Origin of the sequence: Nostoc linckia z4 (assembly GCF_002608075.1) — a bacterium.
Lineage (GTDB): Bacteria > Cyanobacteriota > Cyanobacteriia > Cyanobacteriales > Nostocaceae > Nostoc > Nostoc linckia.
The window spans coordinates 49,307-68,313 of the sequence record NZ_LAHA01000025.1; the positions used below are offsets into that span (position 1 = coordinate 49,307).

Here is a 19,007-nt window from a genome sequence, read left to right on the forward strand (position 1 = left end):
CCCTTTCCCCCTTCCCCTTTCCCCTTTCCCCCTTCCCCTTTCCCCTTTCCCCCTCTTCCCCGACTTCTCTTAGAAGTCTATTTGTTCACTAAATCCGTTTTTTAACCAATTCTGGAATTTGAGACCAAAATTTGGGTCGCGTCCAATAACTGTTGCTAAAGTTCCGGTTTGACGCCAACTTTTTCCTGGTGGTGCTTGTCTACCTGCAATGTAGCCAATTACAGGTTTATCAATAGCCTCGGCAATGTACCGCGCTGCGGCTTCTTCACTACCACCACCTGGTTGACCTACTAAAACAATGGCTTCTGTAGTTTCATCCTCGTCCAGAATTTGTAGCCATTGCAAAAATGAGGAACCAACAATAGCATCACTACCAATGCTGACACTAATGGACTGTCCCAAACCAGCTTTTGTTAATTCGTAGGCGACTTCGTAGGTCAAGGTACTGCTGCGACTGACGATCCCCACTGGGCCCGGTGTATAAAATTCGCTGGGTTGAGTTCCTAAGAGAATTTTTCCTGGTACAACGATCCCCGGACTATTGGGCCCGACAACCAAAGTTTCGCAAGCTTCGGCTTTGCGGAGTAATTGCACCATATCTAAAGGTGGCACGCCAGCGGTAATGATAATAATTTGGCTAATGTGAGATGCGATCGCTTCCAATGCCGCATCTAAAACCTCATAGGGATTTACACAGATAATTGTTGTGTCAATTGTGCCAAATTGCTCTACTACTTCCTCTACTAAGTCAAATACTGGTAGTTCGTGGAGTTCCTGTCCACCGCATCCAGGATTAACACCAGCTACCAAATTTGTGCCGTAGGCTTTCATTTGTGCAACATGAGTGCCTGATATAAATTCACAAAAGCCTTGAATTAAGACTTTACTCTCTGGCGTTAAGTTCATAATCAATTACCGTAAGCTTGGCAAGCCAGTGAGTTGAGCCACTGGGCATAAAAGGATATGTGTACAATATTGTCTCGATGGGTTTTTCTAAATTTACTTACTTTTAGCGTTACATTTTCAATTCATCTCCAACATGAAAAATTAATATTAATTCAAGCAAACAAAAATTATTCTCAGTCTCGGAACTTTGGATATGAGAAAACCTGAACTCTAATTTTTCATGTCAATTGTTGATTTATCAATGGAATCAATTGAAAATCTCTTATCCAAAATTCCCAGACCTCTGATTTTTGCCTTTGGTCAATCCCAAATCTCAAATTTCAAATTGTCTGACTATTTCTTTTTATGCCGTTGCATAATTGCGGGATGATTTGAGAATTTGCATCAAGACATAATTCCCGTGTCTCCGCGTCTCCGTGTCTCCGCGTCTCCGTGTCTCCGTGTCTCCATGCCTCCGTGTCTCCGTGTCTCCGTGTCTCCGTGTCAGCCTAAATCATCCCATTATTCAGCAACGCGCTTTTTATTAGTGGGTTTGGCAAGACGAACTGCAACTTCCACTGCCTCATCTAAATTTTCTACCACAATCAGGGCATTGCTGTGAGTTTCCAGTGTTGCTAAATAATTTTTAGCTTCATTCCACTCAGAACCAGCAAGGCGGACAACTAATGTGGGAACATTCACATCCCGCGGAATTTTACTACCGTTAGAACGGACAATTTTTAATTTGAGTTCGTTATTGTCTTGCTCGACAAATTTAGCGATAATTTCGGCTAGTTGCTGTGGCTGAGGAATACTACCCAGGAAATTAATTAGTATAACTTGGATGCTTTTATCAGCGGCCAAAATTTTCAAACCAGTTTCTAGGCGATCGCCAAATGTAGTTGGAGTAGTATCTGTAAGAAAAGCATGGCGTAGATTCAAACAAACCCCCGGTTTACCGCCAGCATTAGCAACTAAATCCAAAGTTGCCATTACTGAACCAGTACCATTACCTAAAATACCGATTTTCCCCTGCATTTGCACGCCATCCCAGTCGCCCAAAATACCGTTAATTTCAGTACTTGGATGACGACTGATGATTTTTGCTGCCATTTCCGTCAGATCTGGATGACGCTTGATGGCTCGTTCGTTCACCCTGACTTTACCATTAAGAGCCATCACTTCACCATCAGCATTCACCGCTAAGGGATTAATTTCAACTAAATCCAGGTCTTTTTGCACAAATAGCTGGTACATCTTCTGGAGAACGCTGCTTACTGATTGCATCAGCTTTCCCTGCAAACCCATTTTCAAAGCTAGTCGCCTAGCATAAAATGGCGAAAATTCTTGTTCGACCACCACATGATGCATTTTTTCCCCAGCGGATTCCCAATCGATGTTTGCTTCTTTGCAACCTAAAAGTACAGGTCGGCAAACAGCGGTGTCTAAAACCACCGCCAGATAAAATTCTTGGTTGGCGTCGTATTGGGATTCTGCTAGTACAACCTCTGGCAACTCGCCCCATATCGGTAAACTAAAGATATTTTGGGCAGCAGCGATGGCGTCGATTGTTGTTTCGGCAAACCTGACTCCACCTGCTTTTGCTCGTTCTGCCCCATGTACTTGGGATTTCAGGACAATTGGAAAACCAATTTTTAAACGTTTTAAATCTGTGGGATGGTCAATTCGTTGTGAAGGCAATACAGGAATGCCTATCTTCCCAAACCATTCTTTAACTTGGTACTCTAATAAATCCATTGATACACCTTATCTTGAGACTTTACCAGCTTTTGATGATTGCTGTCTAAATATTTGGCAGCACCTTTATTACATATTGGCAGCTATAAAAACTTATTTTTCACGTATCAATTTTATCGAATTCAGCAAATGAGGCAAATTAATTTCTCTAGCTACAATACTTAATTAATCTCCTCAGTAGACTTTTCGGCATAGAAGATAACTAGTATTCCTGTCAAAAGCCTATAACATAGCAACATTTCCTTAACCTGTGGATAATTTTGTCACAATTGCTCCACAACTATAATTTTCTCGAAGAGTAGCTATTGTGAATTTAATTGCCACAAAATTATCCAGTGAAAATACTCAAAAATATTATTATTCCCATTTTTTTACAGAAAATATATACCTGTGGATAGATTATCTAATCTTGTATCTACTAACTCCAAAATGTAGCACTACGAACAATTACTAATATTTTAATTTTTGGTGAAAACTTAGAATTTGTGTTAGAAAGTTGTTCGATTAGATTTTCAGCCTGTGGTTGCTTAAACTGTGCATCTTTATTCAAAAAACCCAAACAGTTGATTTGACCTCCTTAAAGATAATCAAAACAATATAGAAATCAGTACGAAAGCTCTATGAAAGTAGCAGTTCAACAGGAAGATTTACAGCTTTTAGCCAAAACTTTGCAGGAACAATTGCTTGTAGAAGTTCCATTGGCTGGAGTCTTTCAAGTTAAGTGTGCCGTCAATAAAGACGAGCTAATGATTTTAACTCAACACCCATCCGGTGTAACAGTTGATGCCGAGACTATCTTTGCAGTTATTGAAGATGCACTTCAGTCTTTAGCACCCTACAGAGAGCAACGAGTACAATGTTTCCTGAGAGTTTTTGGCGAACAACTTCCTTATGCCAAACGTTTTCTCACTCTCAAGCACAAGACAAAATCCAACGATGGAGATTTGGGCATTTGGACATCTGAGGGAATAAGGGGAATCAAGGAAGATGAGGAAGAGGAGGAAGTAGGGAAAGATGAGGAAGCGATATCTTCCTTTTCATCCTTTTCCCCCTCATCCCCCTCATCAGCTTTGACCTATTTTCCATCCTCAGACGAAACTGAAGAGGAGGAAGTATTTGACCCATTTGCAGATGCACCGAGTTTACCGACTTCAAAGCCAACACGTCGAATTAAACCCATTTTCTTTGGTGTGGCGTTGGTGGGAATTGTGGTTTTAGGTGTTGGTGGTTATTTACTGACTCGTCCTTGTGTGATGTCTGAGTGTAAAGAAATACAAATAGCCCAGCAATTAAAAACAGAATCTCCCCAATTAATCCGTCGCGCCAAGTCAGAAAAAGATTTAATCGCAGTGCATCAACGGTTAACTGACGCTACCACAGCCTTGAATGTAATTCCTAGTTGGTCACCTCGTTACCAAACATCAGAAGAACTCAAAGTAAGTTTGTCTGGACGAGCCGAAAAAATCAGCCAGGTAGTTAAGGCTTTGCAAACAGCATCTTTGGCGGCAGAAAAAATTAAAGCTCCCGCACGTACTTTAGAAGAAATACAAGCTAGGCAACATTTATGGCGACAGGCCATTGCACCACTAGAGGCCGTAACTTCCAACAACGAACTTTATCCGTTAATACAAGCAAAATTATTTAGTTATCGTATTAGTTTACACACTATTAATCAGCAGATACAAACTGAAGAAAAATGGCTGAAAAAACTAGCAGCAGCAAAAGATGTAGCTAATACAGCCGCAAGTCGTCAAGCTAGTGCTAAATCATTAAAGGATTGGCAAAAAGTCCAGTCTAACTGGCAAGTAGTGATTAATGCCTTGAGGGTGATTCCCCAAACTAGCCCTGCCTATGAAGAAGCCCAAAAGTTGTTATTAGAGTATAAACCTAAGTTAGTCACAGCACGCGATCGCACCACAAAAGAACAATTAGCTGCCAGAACTTACCAACAAGCTGTTAGCACCGCCAACCAAGCCAAAGTTTATCAACAACAAAATCAATGGCAAGCAGCAGCAACATACTGGGAGCAGGCTTTGGAAACTGCGAAAAAAGTTTCCCAAGATAGCTTATATTACACTCAAGCTCAGTCGTTAATCGAACCCTACTCAACATCCCTCAAACAAGCGCAAGAAAAACTACAAGTAGTTAGTGATTTGCAACAAACCCGCACTGACTTAGAGAAAACCTGTGTTAATGGAATTCGGATTTGCACCTTTAGTATGGAGGATGCAGGAATTATTGTCCGGTTAACCCCTGAGTATGACCAATTAAGGCAAAATACTTCGGTTAATCCTGAATCTGAGAATTCAAATACTGCTATCGATCTCACCAATCACTTGCAAGTCTTACAGGAAGCCTTGGCTGTAATTAGTGACAATGCCAACTTGTCCCTTTCCCTTTATGATTCTCAAGGTCAGGTAATTTATACGCGGACATTGGGAGGGTAGCAGTTCACTAGATAATTAACTTTGTAAAGAAGTCACATTCATATCCTCATTCAATCTGCGAATCAGCCGTGATAACTCACGAATGATATTCACCGCAATATCTGGAGTTTCTTCAATGGCATCATATAATTGCTCTTGCGTTAATTCTAGAAATTCACAAGGTTCTAGAGTCGTGGCGCTGGCGGAACGGGGTTGAGTATCAAATACTGCCATTTCACCAAAGTATTTTCCCTGTTCTACCTCTGCCAGCTGTTTGTTTCCAATATGTACTTTAACTCGACCCGACACCACAATATAAAGCGATCGCCCTTCTTCTCCTTGCCTGAAAATTGTGTAATTAGCTGGAAATGACAGTTCATTCATCACTGAAGTCAGCCGCACAATAAAATCGTCTCGCAATTCCTTAAAAATTGGGACTCGCCGGACAAATAATAGACGGTCAACACTAGTTAGCATAATTACGAGTTAAAAATAAGAATTTAGAATTCAGAATTTAGAATTCAGAATTGAGGAATTAGAGCAAAGAAATGGGAGATTTATACCCGCCACTAATTGTAGTCCACTAAATTGAAAATTTGATGTGGTGCTTGAGGAGTTATTCATTGAAAGCAACGGCTGAGACTTCCAATTCTCAAAAGACTGTTGACCTTTGACGGTTCACAGTCAACAGTCATCTGTTAGCGGCCCATTCTGAATTCTGAATCCTGACTCCTGAATTCTCTTTTAATCACTTTAATTTATCATTTTAAAAAACAAGAGTATTTGCTCTTATTCGGTCAAAAGTCATAATATTGACTGCATGAACTCCCAAGGTACCTTGCTGAGAAAAAAAATCACCAATTTGATTGGAGGCGTAGTTTACCACCGTAAGCATCGCTTTTAAAAGTTGGACAATTGGCTGTTGTCTGGCGAACTTCTATTAGTTGTTAGTTGTCGCGAGAAAAAACAGTCAAACAATATCCTGAACTGTCATCACATCGAAAAGCAAAGTCAGGATTTGAGGACAAACAGCATTGAATCTTTGTGAGTAATGACTATGAGTTGGCTAATTAGTACAGTACTTATTGGAATATCTGTAGCTTTTGCAACTACTTTTGACGACAATTTATATTTGACGGCTTTCTTCGGAAAAGTCAACCGCACCTTTCGCCCCAAGCATATTGTTATCGGTGAATTTGTAGGATTTACTGCATTAGTGCTTGCTAGCCTCCCTGGTTTCTTCGGCGGTTTGATTATTCCTAGTACCTGGATTGGTTTACTAGGTTTACTTCCCATCGCCATCGGTATTAGTAATTTCATCAGCCGAGAAGATGATGGAGAGATAGTACAAGATGTGTCAATTAACTTACCCTCTCCTGGTAAATCTGGGCGGCAGAAGAAATCATTGTTGGCAATTATCCGCGATCCCCAAACTTATCGTGTTTCAGCAGTTACCATTGCTAACGGTGGAAATAACATTGGAATATATGTACCGTTGTTCGCTACTACCAATCTTCCAAGCTTGGGCGTAATTTTATGTGTTTGTTATCTAACAGTTGCGACGTGGTGTTTATTGTCTTACAACCTGACCCGTAATCCTCTGATGGCACCTATTTTAACTCGCTATGGTCGAAAAATCTTCCCCTTTGTCTTAATTTGGCTGGGATTGTCTATTTTGATTAAAAGTGAAAGCTATCGACTTTTACCTAGTTTGGCAATGCTTTCTCACTCAGCATGAGGCGATATTTTGGATTTGAGATTTTGGGTGTTGCATAATTACGGGATGATTTGAGAATTTGCATCAAGACATAATCCCCGTGTCTCCGTGTCCCCGCCTCCCCGCGTCTCTAATCCCCTTCCCACACTGGAGGTTTTCTAATCACTTGAATTTATGCTTTTAAATAAAAATAATATTTGCTCTTATCAATTAGCTTATCTAAAGTGAACATAAAGCACATTATTTATGGCTCTTACAAAAGCAAATCTAACATCGCAAACGATCGCAGGAAGGAAACTAATGAATAAATCAAATTCTCAAAAATTAACTCAGTGGCTTGTAACTGCCTTATTTGTAGTAGTTGTAGCAACATTTTCACTGTTCAATCAGCCCACTGCTCAAGCTCAAACAATAACACCATCAGAACCAGCTTTAGAATCAACCCCAGTAACACCTCCAGCTGCATCACCAGTATTAGAACCAACTCCAGCAATACCTCCAGTTGTAGTACCAGTACAATCTGTAGCCGCAAACGTTAGACGTTTGTTAACAACTAAAGAATGTGTCGGATGTAATTTAATTGGTGCAGTTCTCAAGGATGCAAACCTGCAAGCAGCAAATTTGCAAGGTGCGAACTTACAAAAAGCAGATTTTGAAAGAGCGAACTTACAGCAAACAAACCTACAAGGAGCAAACTTGCAAGGAGCAGATTTAGGTAAGGCAAATATCGCAGGAGCAAACTTAACAGGAGCCAACCTATTTGATGCAGACCTAGAAAAGGCTAGCTTCTTGGGAGCAAACCTCCAAGCAGCAAACTTGCAAAACGCAGACTTGGAAAAGACAAATCTCACAAATGCAAACATCCAAGGAGCCAACTTGATGGGAGTTGATTTGCAAGACGCCATCAGACCAGAAGGATTTATGGCTTACTAATGCAAAATAAATTTTAGCTGCCAATGTCATTAAACTAGTAGTTCGCCAAGTCAACTTAGCGGGGGAAAGGGGAAAGGTTTTAAATCCCTTACCCTTTTCCCCTTCCCCTTTACCCAGACCTCACCAAGTATTGTTGAGTTGCCAGACTACTAGTCTAAATAATCGTTAATCCCCTCAGTTTTTACCGAGGGGATTATTGGTTTAAAAGTTCCAATTCCCATATCCATCAACCTTGAGTATTGTAAAACTTCGCGCAATATGTAGACAAATCTAGTCATAAATTGTCATTCATCAGCTGTTAGGCAGCTAATAAATAGGAAATTAGCACACCTAACTTCAGAGAATTAGCATAAATTTATTGACTGGAGTCTGGAGAAATGTGAGTTAGTATATATGAGCAGATATCATGTAATTTTGGTCAGCTAGTCTATGCAGTTGGTCGAACGGCATATCATTCAACGAAATCATCCCCACTATCAGGAGATAGATCAGTTATGTTTTGCAGCCAAAAACCTCTAYAATTACGCTAACTTCCACATCCGTCAAAGCTTTATTTGGGAGCAAAAATATCTCGATTACAATTGTTTAGCTAAACAATTAAAATCTACAGAACCATATCTTGCAATACCAGCGAAAGTCGCTCAACAAGTATTATTAGGATTACACCGGAACTGGTTAAGTTTTTTTGCAGGTATTAAAGCTTATACATCAGATAAATCTAAGTTTTTCGGAAGACCGAAATTACCTAAATATAAACAAAAAGACAAAGGGAGACATTTATTAGTTTACACAGCCCAGTCTGTGAGTAAACCAAAAATGAAAGCTGGGTTGATTCATTTGTCAAAAACACAGATTTATATTCCTACTCAGGTAGAATATGTACATCTCAATCAAGTGAGGATTGTGCCAAAAATTGACCACTATGTAGTAGAAGTTGTGTATGAAAAAGAGGAGTTAGATTATGGTTTAGACTCGAATGTGATAGCAGCGATTGATTTAGGGATAGATAACTTAGCAACCTTAACATCTAACCAGCCTGGATTTTTTCCAGTTCTGGTTTCGGGGCGGATTATCAAGTCAATTAATCGTTATTACAATCGACGATTTGCGAATTTACAATCTTTACTACCAAGCGCTCAAAAAACCTCTAAACAACTGCGGATTTTAACTAAAAAACGGAATTTTCGAGTAGATGATTATCTGCATAAAGCCAGTCGGTTAGTTATTGACCACTTGGTAAAGCATGGGATTGGGACTTTAGTAATTGGTCAAAATCCCTTGTGGAAGCAGAATGCTAATTTGGGCAGAAAAAATAATCAAAACTTTGTTTGTATTCCCCATGCTCGATTTGTGCAGCAGTTGAGTTATAAAGCTAAATTAGTGGGAATTAAGGTGTTGATTTCTGAGGAGTCTTACACGAGTGTGKCTTCTTTTTTAGATCGAGATCCGATTCCTGTTTATGGAGAAGCTAACTCAAAAGATGTTAAATTTAGTGGTCGAAGAATCAGCACGAAGTTGTATAGAGCAGGTAATGGTTTATTGATTCATGCTGATGTGAATGGTAGTTTGAATATTTTAAGAAAAGTAGTCCCGACAGCGTTTAGTCTAGGGATAGAGGGCGTTGTAGTTCGCCCTGTGGGGGTTATTCCCGGCGCACAAAGGGCATGAGATATTTGTCTATGCTTTTTGGAACTATTGTCTAATTCCATTCGGTTGGCAGTGATTGGTTTAACTAAAACTCTCAGCCAAGAATTGGGTAGCGATGGAATTCGCGTCAACAGCATTTTACCCGGTTGGACGTATACAGAACGAGTTGAAGAATTAATCAACGCTCAAATTAGTAAAAGTGGCCAAACAAAAGAAGCAGAAATCGCCAAAATCAATAGTAAAGTTCCTTTAGGTCGCATGGGGACGCCAGAAGAATTTGCCAATGTTGCAGTATTTTTGAGTTCGCCAGCAGCCTCATTTGTGAACGGAGTCATGCTGCAAGTAGACGGCGGAATTATTCAAGGAACATTTTGAGGAGTATTACACAAATATTAAATATTTGCGTTGTGATATCAAGTTAGGGCGATCGGGTATTATTAAGACTTCCGCTACATTAGAGAATATTTAAAACCTTGTTTCTCTGTGCTTTGTTCCAAACAAAGATTTTTGGCTTTGACGATAGAGTTAGGGTTTTAAAAAGATTTAATGTCAGAAAAATTTTCTCTATTCAAAGAAATAAAATAGCGTTCATAAAAGCAATACATTAATATTCAATTTTTAGGGATTTTTTTAAAATCAGATAAATTACCATCACATTTATGAAAATTTTCTTAACGCAAACGCAAACAAAAAATGTGATTCAGGTATATTCCAATAGATAACAGATACTTTACCGCCACTTTTTACAAAGTGGTGATATCTTTCGTTTGAGGTGAGTTTTCTGCTAGACAATTGAACAGTTTTATTTAATTTTTTTGGGAGTTAATTACAATCTCATGGCAAACCTTTGGATTATAGGTGGATCGGGTAATGATAGCCTTGTTGGTGGTTCTGATGGCGATCGCCTTGACGGACTTGATGGCAATGATATTTTGCGTGGCGGCAATGGCGATGATAACAATCTATTCCGTTATTTTCCAGCAGTAGATGAGTTTGCCAATGGTGGGTTATACGGTGGTAACGGCAATGACCAGTTGTTTGGTGAAGTTGGTAATGATTGGCTATTTGGTGAAGCCGATAATGACACCCTTAACGGCGGCGATGGCGATGATTATCTCAACGGTGGCACTGGAATCAACAGTATTATCGGTGGTGCTGGCAACGACGCAATCGCTTTGGACTTCAGTGCAGCCACCACTGGCATCACAATTAATTATACTGTGACCACCAATGGTACTGTTTCTAATGGTTCAACCTTCCGCGAAATCGAGAGTGTAGGCATTAAAACAGGCAGTGGTAATGACAACATTGTTGTTAGTGCAACGACCTTGAGCAACTTGATTCGCACTAGTGTTGGTAATGACACCATCATTTCCGGTGCTGGGTCTGACCGCCTTGAAGGTGGTGATGGCAATGATATTCTGCGTGGCGGCAATGGCGATGATAACAATCTATTCCAGAAATTTGCGGGGGCAGATGAGTTTGCCAATGGTGGGTTATACGGTGGTAACGGCAATGACCAGTTGTTTGGTGAAGTTGGTAATGATTGGCTATTTGGTGAAGCCGATAATGACACCCTTAACGGCGGCGATGGCGATGATTATCTCAACGGTGGGAATGGTAATGATACCTTAACAGGAGGTGCTGGCACAGATAGATTTGTCTTTGATACTGGATTAGCTTTCACTACTAATTTTATTGGAAGCGATCGCATCACCGATTTTATCAGCAGCACAGACAAAATTGTATTAGATAAAACAACTTTTACTGCTCTCATCAGTAACGCCGGTGCAAATATAAACAGCAGTGAATTTGCTGTCATCAACGAAGCAGTTAATGGAGGAAGCCTTGCAGGAACTAGCGTTGCGAAGATTGTGTTTAACCGATTTAATGGTGACCTGTTCTATAACCAAGATGGTACAACAGCAGGATTAGGCTCTGGTGGACTTTTTGCAACCTTGGCTGGGGTATCTTCCTTAACTACTAACGATTTGCAGATCGTAGCTTAACTAAACATTGAGCAGAAATAGCCAAAATTAATGCCAAAATTCCTTGAAGTTGGATTGGGACACCAGAAGAGTTTGCCGATGTTATGTCATGTCCGGTTAATTAAACTGAATAAAAAAATGTTTGTTCGTAGTGTTCGCGTAGCTTGCTTAAGAGGAGGGGTACACTATAAACTTTTTATTATGAGTGATTTGGCGGACATGATATTAAAGTATTTTTGAGTTCGCCAGCAGCCTCATTTGTGAACGGAGTCATGCTGCAAGTAGACGGCGGAATTATTCAAGGAACATTTTGAGGTGTTGTCAAAACATTGAATTATTCCTTGGCGATCGCTATCATCAATGGCGATTTCTGTAAAATTCGCGGCGGTGTACTCTGCAATCGTACTCCGCCAAAATTTTTGAGCCACTGTATTTGCGCTAATTTGATAAATCTCCCACTTTCCACAAAATCTGTCGAAAACTTGAAAAGCAACTAGTTTACCAATTCCTTGTTGCCTATATTTTCGCAAAATAAAAAACTCTGCAATGGAATATTGATTCTCTGGTATGTATGTGAATTGATTCACTAAAACAAATCCAGCAAGCTGTTTGCCTACTCGTACAATGAACGGATAGCGATCGCCTTCAATCCAGTAATAATCGAGATAAGGGTATCCAAAGTAACCATGCTCGTTGAGGTCTCGATGTTCAAACTCTGAAAAGTCATACTGATAAAGCTCCATCATCCGTTGGATGAGTGGTTTGTCATCGATTACAGCAGATAACACCTTTACATACATAATCTATCGACCAAAAACAATATTTCTTAATCATATTCAACAATAGTCATACAAGTGTCTACAAAGTTCTTTTGGCATTAGCACATAAGATGAAACACACTATCTGCAATAATAAAAGCAGTGGGTGTTGGCTGTTGACTGTTGGCAGTTAACAGTCAACAGTTAACAGTTAACAACTTTAAGCCGAATAATTTATTTTTTGGAGTTCCCCAATATCACTATCAATTCAAATATTTATAACAGTAATTCCTGCACTAAAGTCAATTTTTATTATAGAATTTCCCAGACATAATATCAACTTAACTTGTATTTTTGATAAAAACTGTGTATATTAAAATGCACTCCGAAGCAGAATAGCACAAATTCCGAGAAAACTCCATGCACAACCATCAATTGTTTAATGCTAATATCGAGAGCGATCGCGTTCTCTTAACTCCCAATGAAATTAAATCAAGATTACCATTAACTGAGTTAGCGGAACAAACAGTTTTAAGATATAGAGAAGAAATAGAAAATATTTTAGATTTTCGCGATCGCCGAAAATTCATCGTAGTTGGGCCATGTTCAATTCACGATCCCAAAGCAGCGATGGAATATTCCCAAAAGTTGAAAAAATTGGCGCAGCAAGTCGAAGATAAACTGCTATTAATTATGCGAGTTTATTTTGAAAAACCAAGAACAACCGTAGGTTGGAAAGGATTAATTAACGACCCAGAAATGGATGATTCTTTTCATGTAGAAAATGGTTTATTAATTGCAAGAGAGCTATTATTAAAAATTACAGAATTGGGACTACCTGCTGGTACAGAAGCCCTAGATCCAATTATTCCTCAATACATTAGCGAACTGATTACATGGTCTGCCATAGGCGCACGCACCACCGAATCGCAAACTCATCGGGAAATGGCCAGTGGACTTTCCATGCCTGTGGGTTTTAAAAACGGTACCGACGGCAATATTCAAGTCGCTTTGAATGCCCTACAATCAGCTAGAAACCCTCATAATTTTTTGGGTATTAATCAAAACGGACAAGTCAGCGTCTTTCAAACTAAAGGTAATGCCTACGGCCACGTCATTTTAAGAGGTGGTAATCAGCCAAACTTTGATGCAGCCAGCGTCAGTCTGGTAGAAAAAAAATTAAAAGAAGCAAATTTACCACCAAGAATTGTCATCGATTGTAGCCACGGCAATACTAATAAAGACTACAAATTACAACCTGCCGTCTTAGAAAATATTATTGAGCAAATATTGAAGGGCAATACATCAATAGTTGGCATGATGCTGGAATCGAATATCTATGAAGGCAATCAACCAATTACTGGAAAAAAAGCAGAATTAAAATATGGCGTTTCTGTAACTGACAAATGTATTAACTGGGAAGAAACAGAGAAAATTATTTTGGCTGCTTACGAAAAATTGAAGTAACTTGTTTGCCAGACTATAATATCAATTCAGTATTCCAAAATTGTCTTAGTTGAGGCAAAAAAAAGATGGGAGCATGAAGAAAATATTTCTTTATCCTCCCATCTTTTTTATACATTTTGTAATCCGATAGTTTCTAATTTTTTCTGCTCGCATTAAACAACGACAAAATGGTTGTTAGTTAATGCCAACCCAGCAGATAATTGTGCAAATTGTACTTGAGCAAAAGTACCTGCACTGCCATCCTGGTCAAAGAACAATGCACCTGTAGTCGAGTTGTAAATAAATCTTTGAACGTTAGTGGTTGCAGATGCACCGATTCTAAATTGATTAGCTTGTAGTACAAGTACATCTGCTGATAAACCGCCACCAAAACCAGCGGCTGATACCCGAATCATTTCATTAGCAGTGTTGAAATCATAAATTTTGTCAACACCTTCATTAAAACTATTAAAAGCAAAGATATCAGTACCAGCTCCCCCATAAAGACTATCACTACCTTTGCCTCCTACGAGGGTATCATTGCCATTTCCACCTTTGAGGGTGTTCTTACCAGTAGCACCAGAAGCCAGGAGATAATCATTGCCATCGTCACCATTCAGTAGGTTATTACCTGTTGAATAGTTAACAATCAAGAAATCACCACCAGCACCACCGTTGAGCGTGTTATTCCCAGAGGAGTCAAATCTGGTGTTGTTAGTGTAGTCGAACTCAGCAGAGACAGAGAGATAATCATTGCCATCGCCCCCGTTGAGCAGGTTTTTACCTGTTGAATAGTTAGCACTCAAGCTATCGTTACCTGCGCCACCGTTGAGAGTGCTATTGCCAGAGTTAGGAACGCTATAGGCAAATTCATCACGATAATAAACTAAGTAGCCAGAGGCGGTAAGAGAATCATTGCCATCACCTCCATTGAACAGGTTATTACCTGTTGAATTAGAGCCAGCATTCAAGAAATCATCACCTTCACCGCCAATTATCGTATCATTACCATTCCAACCCGCTTCGAGTTCATCGTTGCCATTGCTACCCACAATATTGTCATTGTAGCCTGTACCCGTGATATTTAATCGTTCGATATTCTTGTAGTTAACCCGATTTATGCCCGCCGTAATCGAGCCAATGTTAGTAGTGGGATTGAAAGCTGAAGTGATTCCTCCATTGGCATAAGAGTAATTGATGTACAAGATATCGTTGTTGCCTCTTCCTCCATCTACCGTTTGAGTCACTAAAGAGGATAGGGCAGGAACATCATATAAGTATAGAGCGCTCAAGCCGAAGGAGTCATTGCCATCTCCTCCATCGAGAAAGTTATTACCTGTTGAATATCTAGCATTAAAGTAATCATCACCAGCACCACCCTTAAGAGTGCTATTGCCAGATATCGTGGCACTATCGATATCTTTATTTACGTAGAGAGAATCATTGCCATCACCTCCTATAAGCAGATTATCCCCTGTTGAATCATTAGCACTTAAGTAATCATCACCAGCGCCACCATTTAAAGCGTTATCACCTGTTGAATCATCAACAACCAAGAAATCATCACCATTGCCACCGTTAAGAGTGTTATTACCTGATGTGCGATAATAAGTTACTCCGTAGTCGTTGCCAAAGCCAGAAGTGGAAAGATAATCATTACCATCGCCTCCAAAGAGCAGATTTTTGCCCTGTGAATACCTCGCAAATAAGTAATCGTCACCAATGCTACCGTTGAGGGTATTATTGCCGAGTGAATAGTCAAGATTCAATACATCGTTGTCACTACCACCGTCTAGAGTGTTATTGCCCGAATCTCCAACAAGAGTGTCATTCCCGACACCACCAATGAGAGTATCATTACCCGCGCCACCCCGCAGCAAGTCATTGCCACTTAAGCCGTCAATTTTGTCATTACCCCCCTGACCATTGATTACATCATCTGAGTTGTCTAAACCTGTAATGTTATTATCAAGGTCATTGAGAAAGGTGACTGTGTTCTTGATGCCGATGGTTGTTTCAGTGGAGTTGGCATCCAAAACATTAAAGCTATCGGTAATGGTATTTTCTTCTCCACTAAAAAGGATATTACCAATGGCTGGTCTTGTTGCAGAAGCTTTGAGATTATCTAAATCTTCTAATTTGAAGTTTTGCAAGATGACTTTTGTGCTAGCCACTCCATCAAAGGTAATTTCTAAGTTTGTGCCATTCTGGGTGAGCAACATATTTCGCGCAGTCCAGTCAGCACCACTGAATTGAATGGTATCAACTTCGGCAATGACCCCTGTTGTTGGGTTTGTGCCTTTCCCCACACCACCAAAATCAGTGATTGTATCAGTGCCATCATCGGAGTAGTAAATAAATATATCCTTGCCACCGCCACCAGTTAAGGTGTCATTGGCTTTGTCTCCTGTGATGATGTCGTTTCCAAGTTTACCGTTAATTGTATCTGCACTCAGGGTGCCCACCAGGGTATCGTTACCAATAGTTCCGTTGATATTTGCCATAATTTTTTCCTACCTGAATCGATTTTTGAAGTAATTTAAACTCTTAATTGTGAGTGCTATTTGAGCGCATAAAAATCCGTAAAAAGCTCATATTTTCGATTTACTTAGTATCTTGAAAGTTAGTAATTTTTCGATTGTTCACAGTATACTGCCCCTACACAACGATCGCAGTAAGGCGAATGGCTAATCATGTAATTTTATCCAAGGTAAGGTTTCATAATTACATTGATGCTAGCAATACGAGTTGCTATTTCAGGCATTTCACATTCCGATAATTTACAATTTTCTCTATTTAAATTAATAGAGCTTTAATCAGATTAAACAACTACAAAATTGTTGTTAGTTAATGACAAGCCGCTAGATAATTGTGCAAATTGTACTTGAGCAAATGCACCTGCGTTACCATCTTGGTCGAAGAATAATGCACCTGTAGTTGAGTTATAAATAAACCTTTGAGTGCCACTGGTTGCAGATGCACCGATTCTAAATTGATTAGCTTTGAGTATGCCTGCTGATAAACCGCCACCAAAACCAGCAGCTGATACTCGAATCACTTCATTAGTAGTGTTGAAATCAGAAATTCTGTCAACACCTTCATTGAAACTATTCAAAACGAAAGTATCAATACCACTTCCTCCAATTAGGCTATCATTACCCTTGCCGCCTGTGAAGGTATCATTGCCATTTCCACCTTTGAGGGTGTTTTTACCAGAAGCGCCAGAGGCAGAAAGAATATCATTACCATCGCCACCATCCAAAAGATTATCGCCTTTTGAATCATCAACAATCAAGGAATCGCTACCAGCACCACCATTGAGAGTGTTATTGCCTGAGGCGATGTAAAGATTTCTCTGTTCCGGGTAAGCGTAGGGTTCATAGTAGTCAGAGCCAAAGAGATAATCATTGCCATCGCCACCATTGAGTAGGTTATTGCCAAATGAAATGCCAGTATCCAAAGTATCATTACCAGCACCACCATCAAGGGTGTGATTACCAGTAGTATAATTGCCGAGTTCTCTTCCGCCAAAGTCTGGCTCTGCGCCAGACGCAGAGAGAAGATCGTTACCATCGCCTCCATTTAATATGCTACCGTCTCCTCCTGCATAGTCAGCATTCAAGGTATCATCACCTGTACCACCGTTGAGAGTGTTATTGCCACTAGCCTGAAAGATACCAAGAAAATCATTGCCAGTACCACCATTGAGCAAATTATCGCCTGTTGAGTTATCAGCACTTAACCTATCATCACCAGCGCCACCGTTGAGGGTGTTATTGCCAGAGGTGCGATAGTCTCCATAGTAGCTACTGTAAGAACCAGAGACTGTTAGAGAATCATTACCACTACCACCATCTAGTAGGTTATTGCCAGATGAATACTGAGCAAGTAACTCATCATTACCAATGCCACCCTTGAGAGTGTTATTGCCTGATGCAAAATAGAATGTATCAAAGCCCAAGTTTTGGAACTCTCTGTAGCCAGAGGCAGAGAGAAAATCATTGCCATCACCTCCATCAAGTAAATTATTACCTGTTGAAAACTCAGTTATTGAAGAGTCATTACTTAAATAATCGTCACCAATTCCACCAATGAGAGTATTATTGCCTGCACCACCCCGCAGCAAGTCGTTGCCACTCTTGCCATCAATTTTGTCATTACCCCCCTGACCATTAATGACATCATTTGAATCATCTAAACCAATAATGTCGTTGGCAAGGTCATTGAGGAAGGTTACAGTATTCTTGATGCCGATGGTCGTGTCAGTAGAGTTAGCATCCAGAACATTAAAACTATCGGTGATGGTAGTTTGCCCATCAAAAATAATATTACCAATGGCTGGTCTGGTACCAGAAGCTTTGAGATTATCTAAGTTTTCTAGTTTGAAGTTTTTCAAAATGACTTTTGTACCAGTCACTCCTTGAAACGTAATTTCCAAGTTTGCACCATTCTGGGTGAGTAGCAAATTTCGAGCAGTTAAACCCACGCCTTGGAATTTGATGGTATCAACTTCTGCAATAACTCCTGCTGTTGGGTTTGTGCCTTTGCCCACTCCACCAAAATCAGTTATGGTATCAGTGCCTTCGTCTAAGTAGGTATTGGAATCATAGTTGTAAACAAATTTATCCTTGCCACCGCCACCAGTTAGGGTGTCGTTGCCCTTATTAGATATGATGATATCGTTGCCAGCTTTGCCATTAATTGTATCTTGGCTGTCAGTACCAACTAGCGTATCATTACCAATGGTTCCAATGATATTTACCATAACTTTTTCGTACTTGAATCAATGTTTTGCAGTCAATTAAGTTTTCGCTGAAGTTGCTGCTTTGGATATACTTGATGCCACCTTTAAGGTTTAGCAATTTTTTCGGAAGTTTTATATTTGGAATCCTTTGCAGGCAGCACTGAACAAAATATTTAAGCTATCTAAGTCTTAGGCGCTATACAAATCTATAAATGTGTCCATTGGAATAAATCTCTATTGCAGGCTTTTTCCAATCATCATTTATGAGCAATAACTCAGGCTTAACCTGAACTCAGACATTGCTCAACAAATATTGAACGGTGCAGCTAGAGTATTAAAAATGACACTTCATTTATGGTTTTTTGTCAATGCGTAAGTCCTACTAGCCTCAAAACAGGACAACAGCTATTTATGCTATTGTTATCCGTTATCGTGGTGGATGGGTGGATATCTAGCTGAAAAAAATAGGAAACAAACTTTCAGAAATACAGGGATAAAACATTCATCATTATTAATATACAGAATATTTACTGAATAATTGATTTTTAAAGAAATATCTTTACATATTTGAAAAAAATATTTACTTATAATTATCTAGTGAGATTATTTTTTATATACTCTTAATATTTTCCTAGCGAATTATTTACATTCACAACCACACAAATACTTTCAAAAAAGAAATTAAAAAATAATATAGTAATCCCA

At 39.5% G+C, this 19,007-nt stretch carries 12 protein-coding genes and 1 pseudogene; 7 read left to right on the forward strand and 6 right to left on the reverse strand.

Translation table 11 applies throughout. From position 1 onward, the window contains the following. Positions 1–69 precede the first annotated feature (69 nt). Together VF06_RS20095 and VF06_RS20100 are read right to left on the reverse strand one after the other, a co-directional pair. Positions 70–906, reverse strand: a complete 837-nt coding sequence (locus VF06_RS20095; protein ID WP_099084280.1) for a succinate--CoA ligase subunit alpha — start codon at positions 904–906, stop codon at positions 70–72. A 501-nt stretch (positions 907–1,407) separates the two neighbouring features. Beyond that, a complete protein-coding gene (locus VF06_RS20100; RefSeq protein WP_099072786.1) occupies positions 1,408–2,643 on the reverse strand; it encodes a succinate--CoA ligase subunit beta in 1,236 nt (411 codons plus the stop codon). Positions 2,644–3,263: 620 nt separating this feature from the next. On the opposite strand from VF06_RS20100, the gene VF06_RS20105 reads away from it, so the two are divergent. Further along, the gene (locus VF06_RS20105; protein ID WP_099072785.1) at positions 3,264–5,090 is read left to right on the forward strand and encodes a hypothetical protein; all 1,827 of its coding nucleotides are present in this window, start codon (positions 3,264–3,266) and stop codon (positions 5,088–5,090) included. Positions 5,091–5,105: 15 nt separating this feature from the next. Here the strand turns inward: VF06_RS20105 and VF06_RS20110 are convergent, their stop codons facing one another. Continuing rightward, positions 5,106–5,546: a Crp/Fnr family transcriptional regulator gene (locus tag VF06_RS20110; RefSeq protein WP_099072784.1), complete on the reverse strand. Its 441-nt coding sequence runs from the start codon at positions 5,544–5,546 to the stop codon at positions 5,106–5,108. Between the two features lie 580 nt (positions 5,547–6,126). On the opposite strand from VF06_RS20110, the gene VF06_RS20115 reads away from it, so the two are divergent. From VF06_RS20115 to VF06_RS20135, 5 genes are all read left to right on the forward strand, one after another. After that, positions 6,127–6,807: a cadmium resistance transporter gene (locus tag VF06_RS20115; RefSeq protein WP_099072783.1), complete on the forward strand. Its 681-nt coding sequence runs from the start codon at positions 6,127–6,129 to the stop codon at positions 6,805–6,807. Positions 6,808–7,086: 279 nt separating this feature from the next. Beyond that, positions 7,087–7,719, forward strand: coding sequence for a pentapeptide repeat-containing protein (locus tag VF06_RS20120; protein WP_099072782.1), 633 nt, complete (start codon positions 7,087–7,089; stop codon positions 7,717–7,719). Between the two features lie 429 nt (positions 7,720–8,148). Further along, positions 8,149–9,387 (forward strand): RNA-guided endonuclease InsQ/TnpB family protein, encoded by a 1,239-nt coding sequence (locus VF06_RS20125; protein WP_099076636.1) that lies wholly within the window; start codon positions 8,149–8,151, stop codon positions 9,385–9,387. Between the two features lie 27 nt (positions 9,388–9,414). Further along, the gene (locus VF06_RS20130; RefSeq protein ID WP_244917937.1) at positions 9,415–9,741 is read left to right on the forward strand and encodes an SDR family oxidoreductase; all 327 of its coding nucleotides are present in this window, start codon (positions 9,415–9,417) and stop codon (positions 9,739–9,741) included. Positions 9,742–10,202: 461 nt separating this feature from the next. After that, positions 10,203–11,375, forward strand: a complete 1,173-nt coding sequence (locus VF06_RS20135) for a calcium-binding protein (protein ID WP_099070073.1) — start codon at positions 10,203–10,205, stop codon at positions 11,373–11,375. A gap of 233 nt (positions 11,376–11,608) precedes the next feature. Here VF06_RS20135 and VF06_RS20145 read toward each other — a convergent pair whose 3' ends face one another. Beyond that, positions 11,609–12,154: a GNAT family N-acetyltransferase gene (locus VF06_RS20145; protein WP_099070071.1), complete on the reverse strand. Its 546-nt coding sequence runs from the start codon at positions 12,152–12,154 to the stop codon at positions 11,609–11,611. Positions 12,155–12,532: 378 nt separating this feature from the next. Here VF06_RS20145 and VF06_RS20150 point away from each other — a divergent pair, with 378 nt between their 5' ends. Further along, a complete protein-coding gene (locus tag VF06_RS20150) occupies positions 12,533–13,579 on the forward strand; it encodes a 3-deoxy-7-phosphoheptulonate synthase (protein ID WP_099070070.1) in 1,047 nt (348 codons plus the stop codon). Positions 13,580–13,731: 152 nt separating this feature from the next. On the opposite strand, the pseudogene VF06_RS20155 reads toward VF06_RS20150, so the two are convergent. Then, positions 13,732–16,062: pseudogene (locus VF06_RS20155) on the reverse strand (beta strand repeat-containing protein); the annotation flags it as partial. A gap of 317 nt (positions 16,063–16,379) precedes the next feature. Continuing rightward, complete coding sequence (locus VF06_RS20160) at positions 16,380–18,323, reverse strand: beta strand repeat-containing protein (RefSeq protein ID WP_143861841.1); 1,944 nt, start codon at positions 18,321–18,323, stop codon at positions 16,380–16,382. Between the last annotated feature and the right edge of the window lie 684 nt (positions 18,324–19,007).

Coding starts and splice junctions, on each gene's coding strand:
- VF06_RS20160 (WP_143861841.1), bottom strand. CDS start 18,323: ATGGTAAATATCATTGGAACCATTGGTAATGATACGCTAGTTGGTACT.
- VF06_RS20110 (WP_099072784.1), bottom strand. CDS start 5,546: ATGCTAACTAGTGTTGACCGTCTATTATTTGTCCGGCGAGTCCCAATT.
- VF06_RS20100 (WP_099072786.1), bottom strand. CDS start 2,643: ATGGATTTATTAGAGTACCAAGTTAAAGAATGGTTTGGGAAGATAGGC.
- VF06_RS20095 (WP_099084280.1), bottom strand. CDS start 906: ATGAACTTAACGCCAGAGAGTAAAGTCTTAATTCAAGGCTTTTGTGAA.
- VF06_RS20145 (WP_099070071.1), bottom strand. CDS start 12,154: ATGTATGTAAAGGTGTTATCTGCTGTAATCGATGACAAACCACTCATC.
- VF06_RS20115 (WP_099072783.1), top strand. CDS start 6,127: ATGAGTTGGCTAATTAGTACAGTACTTATTGGAATATCTGTAGCTTTT.
- VF06_RS20150 (WP_099070070.1), top strand. CDS start 12,533: ATGCACAACCATCAATTGTTTAATGCTAATATCGAGAGCGATCGCGTT.
- VF06_RS20120 (WP_099072782.1), top strand. CDS start 7,087: ATGAATAAATCAAATTCTCAAAAATTAACTCAGTGGCTTGTAACTGCC.
- VF06_RS20135 (WP_099070073.1), top strand. CDS start 10,203: ATGGCAAACCTTTGGATTATAGGTGGATCGGGTAATGATAGCCTTGTT.
- VF06_RS20105 (WP_099072785.1), top strand. CDS start 3,264: ATGAAAGTAGCAGTTCAACAGGAAGATTTACAGCTTTTAGCCAAAACT.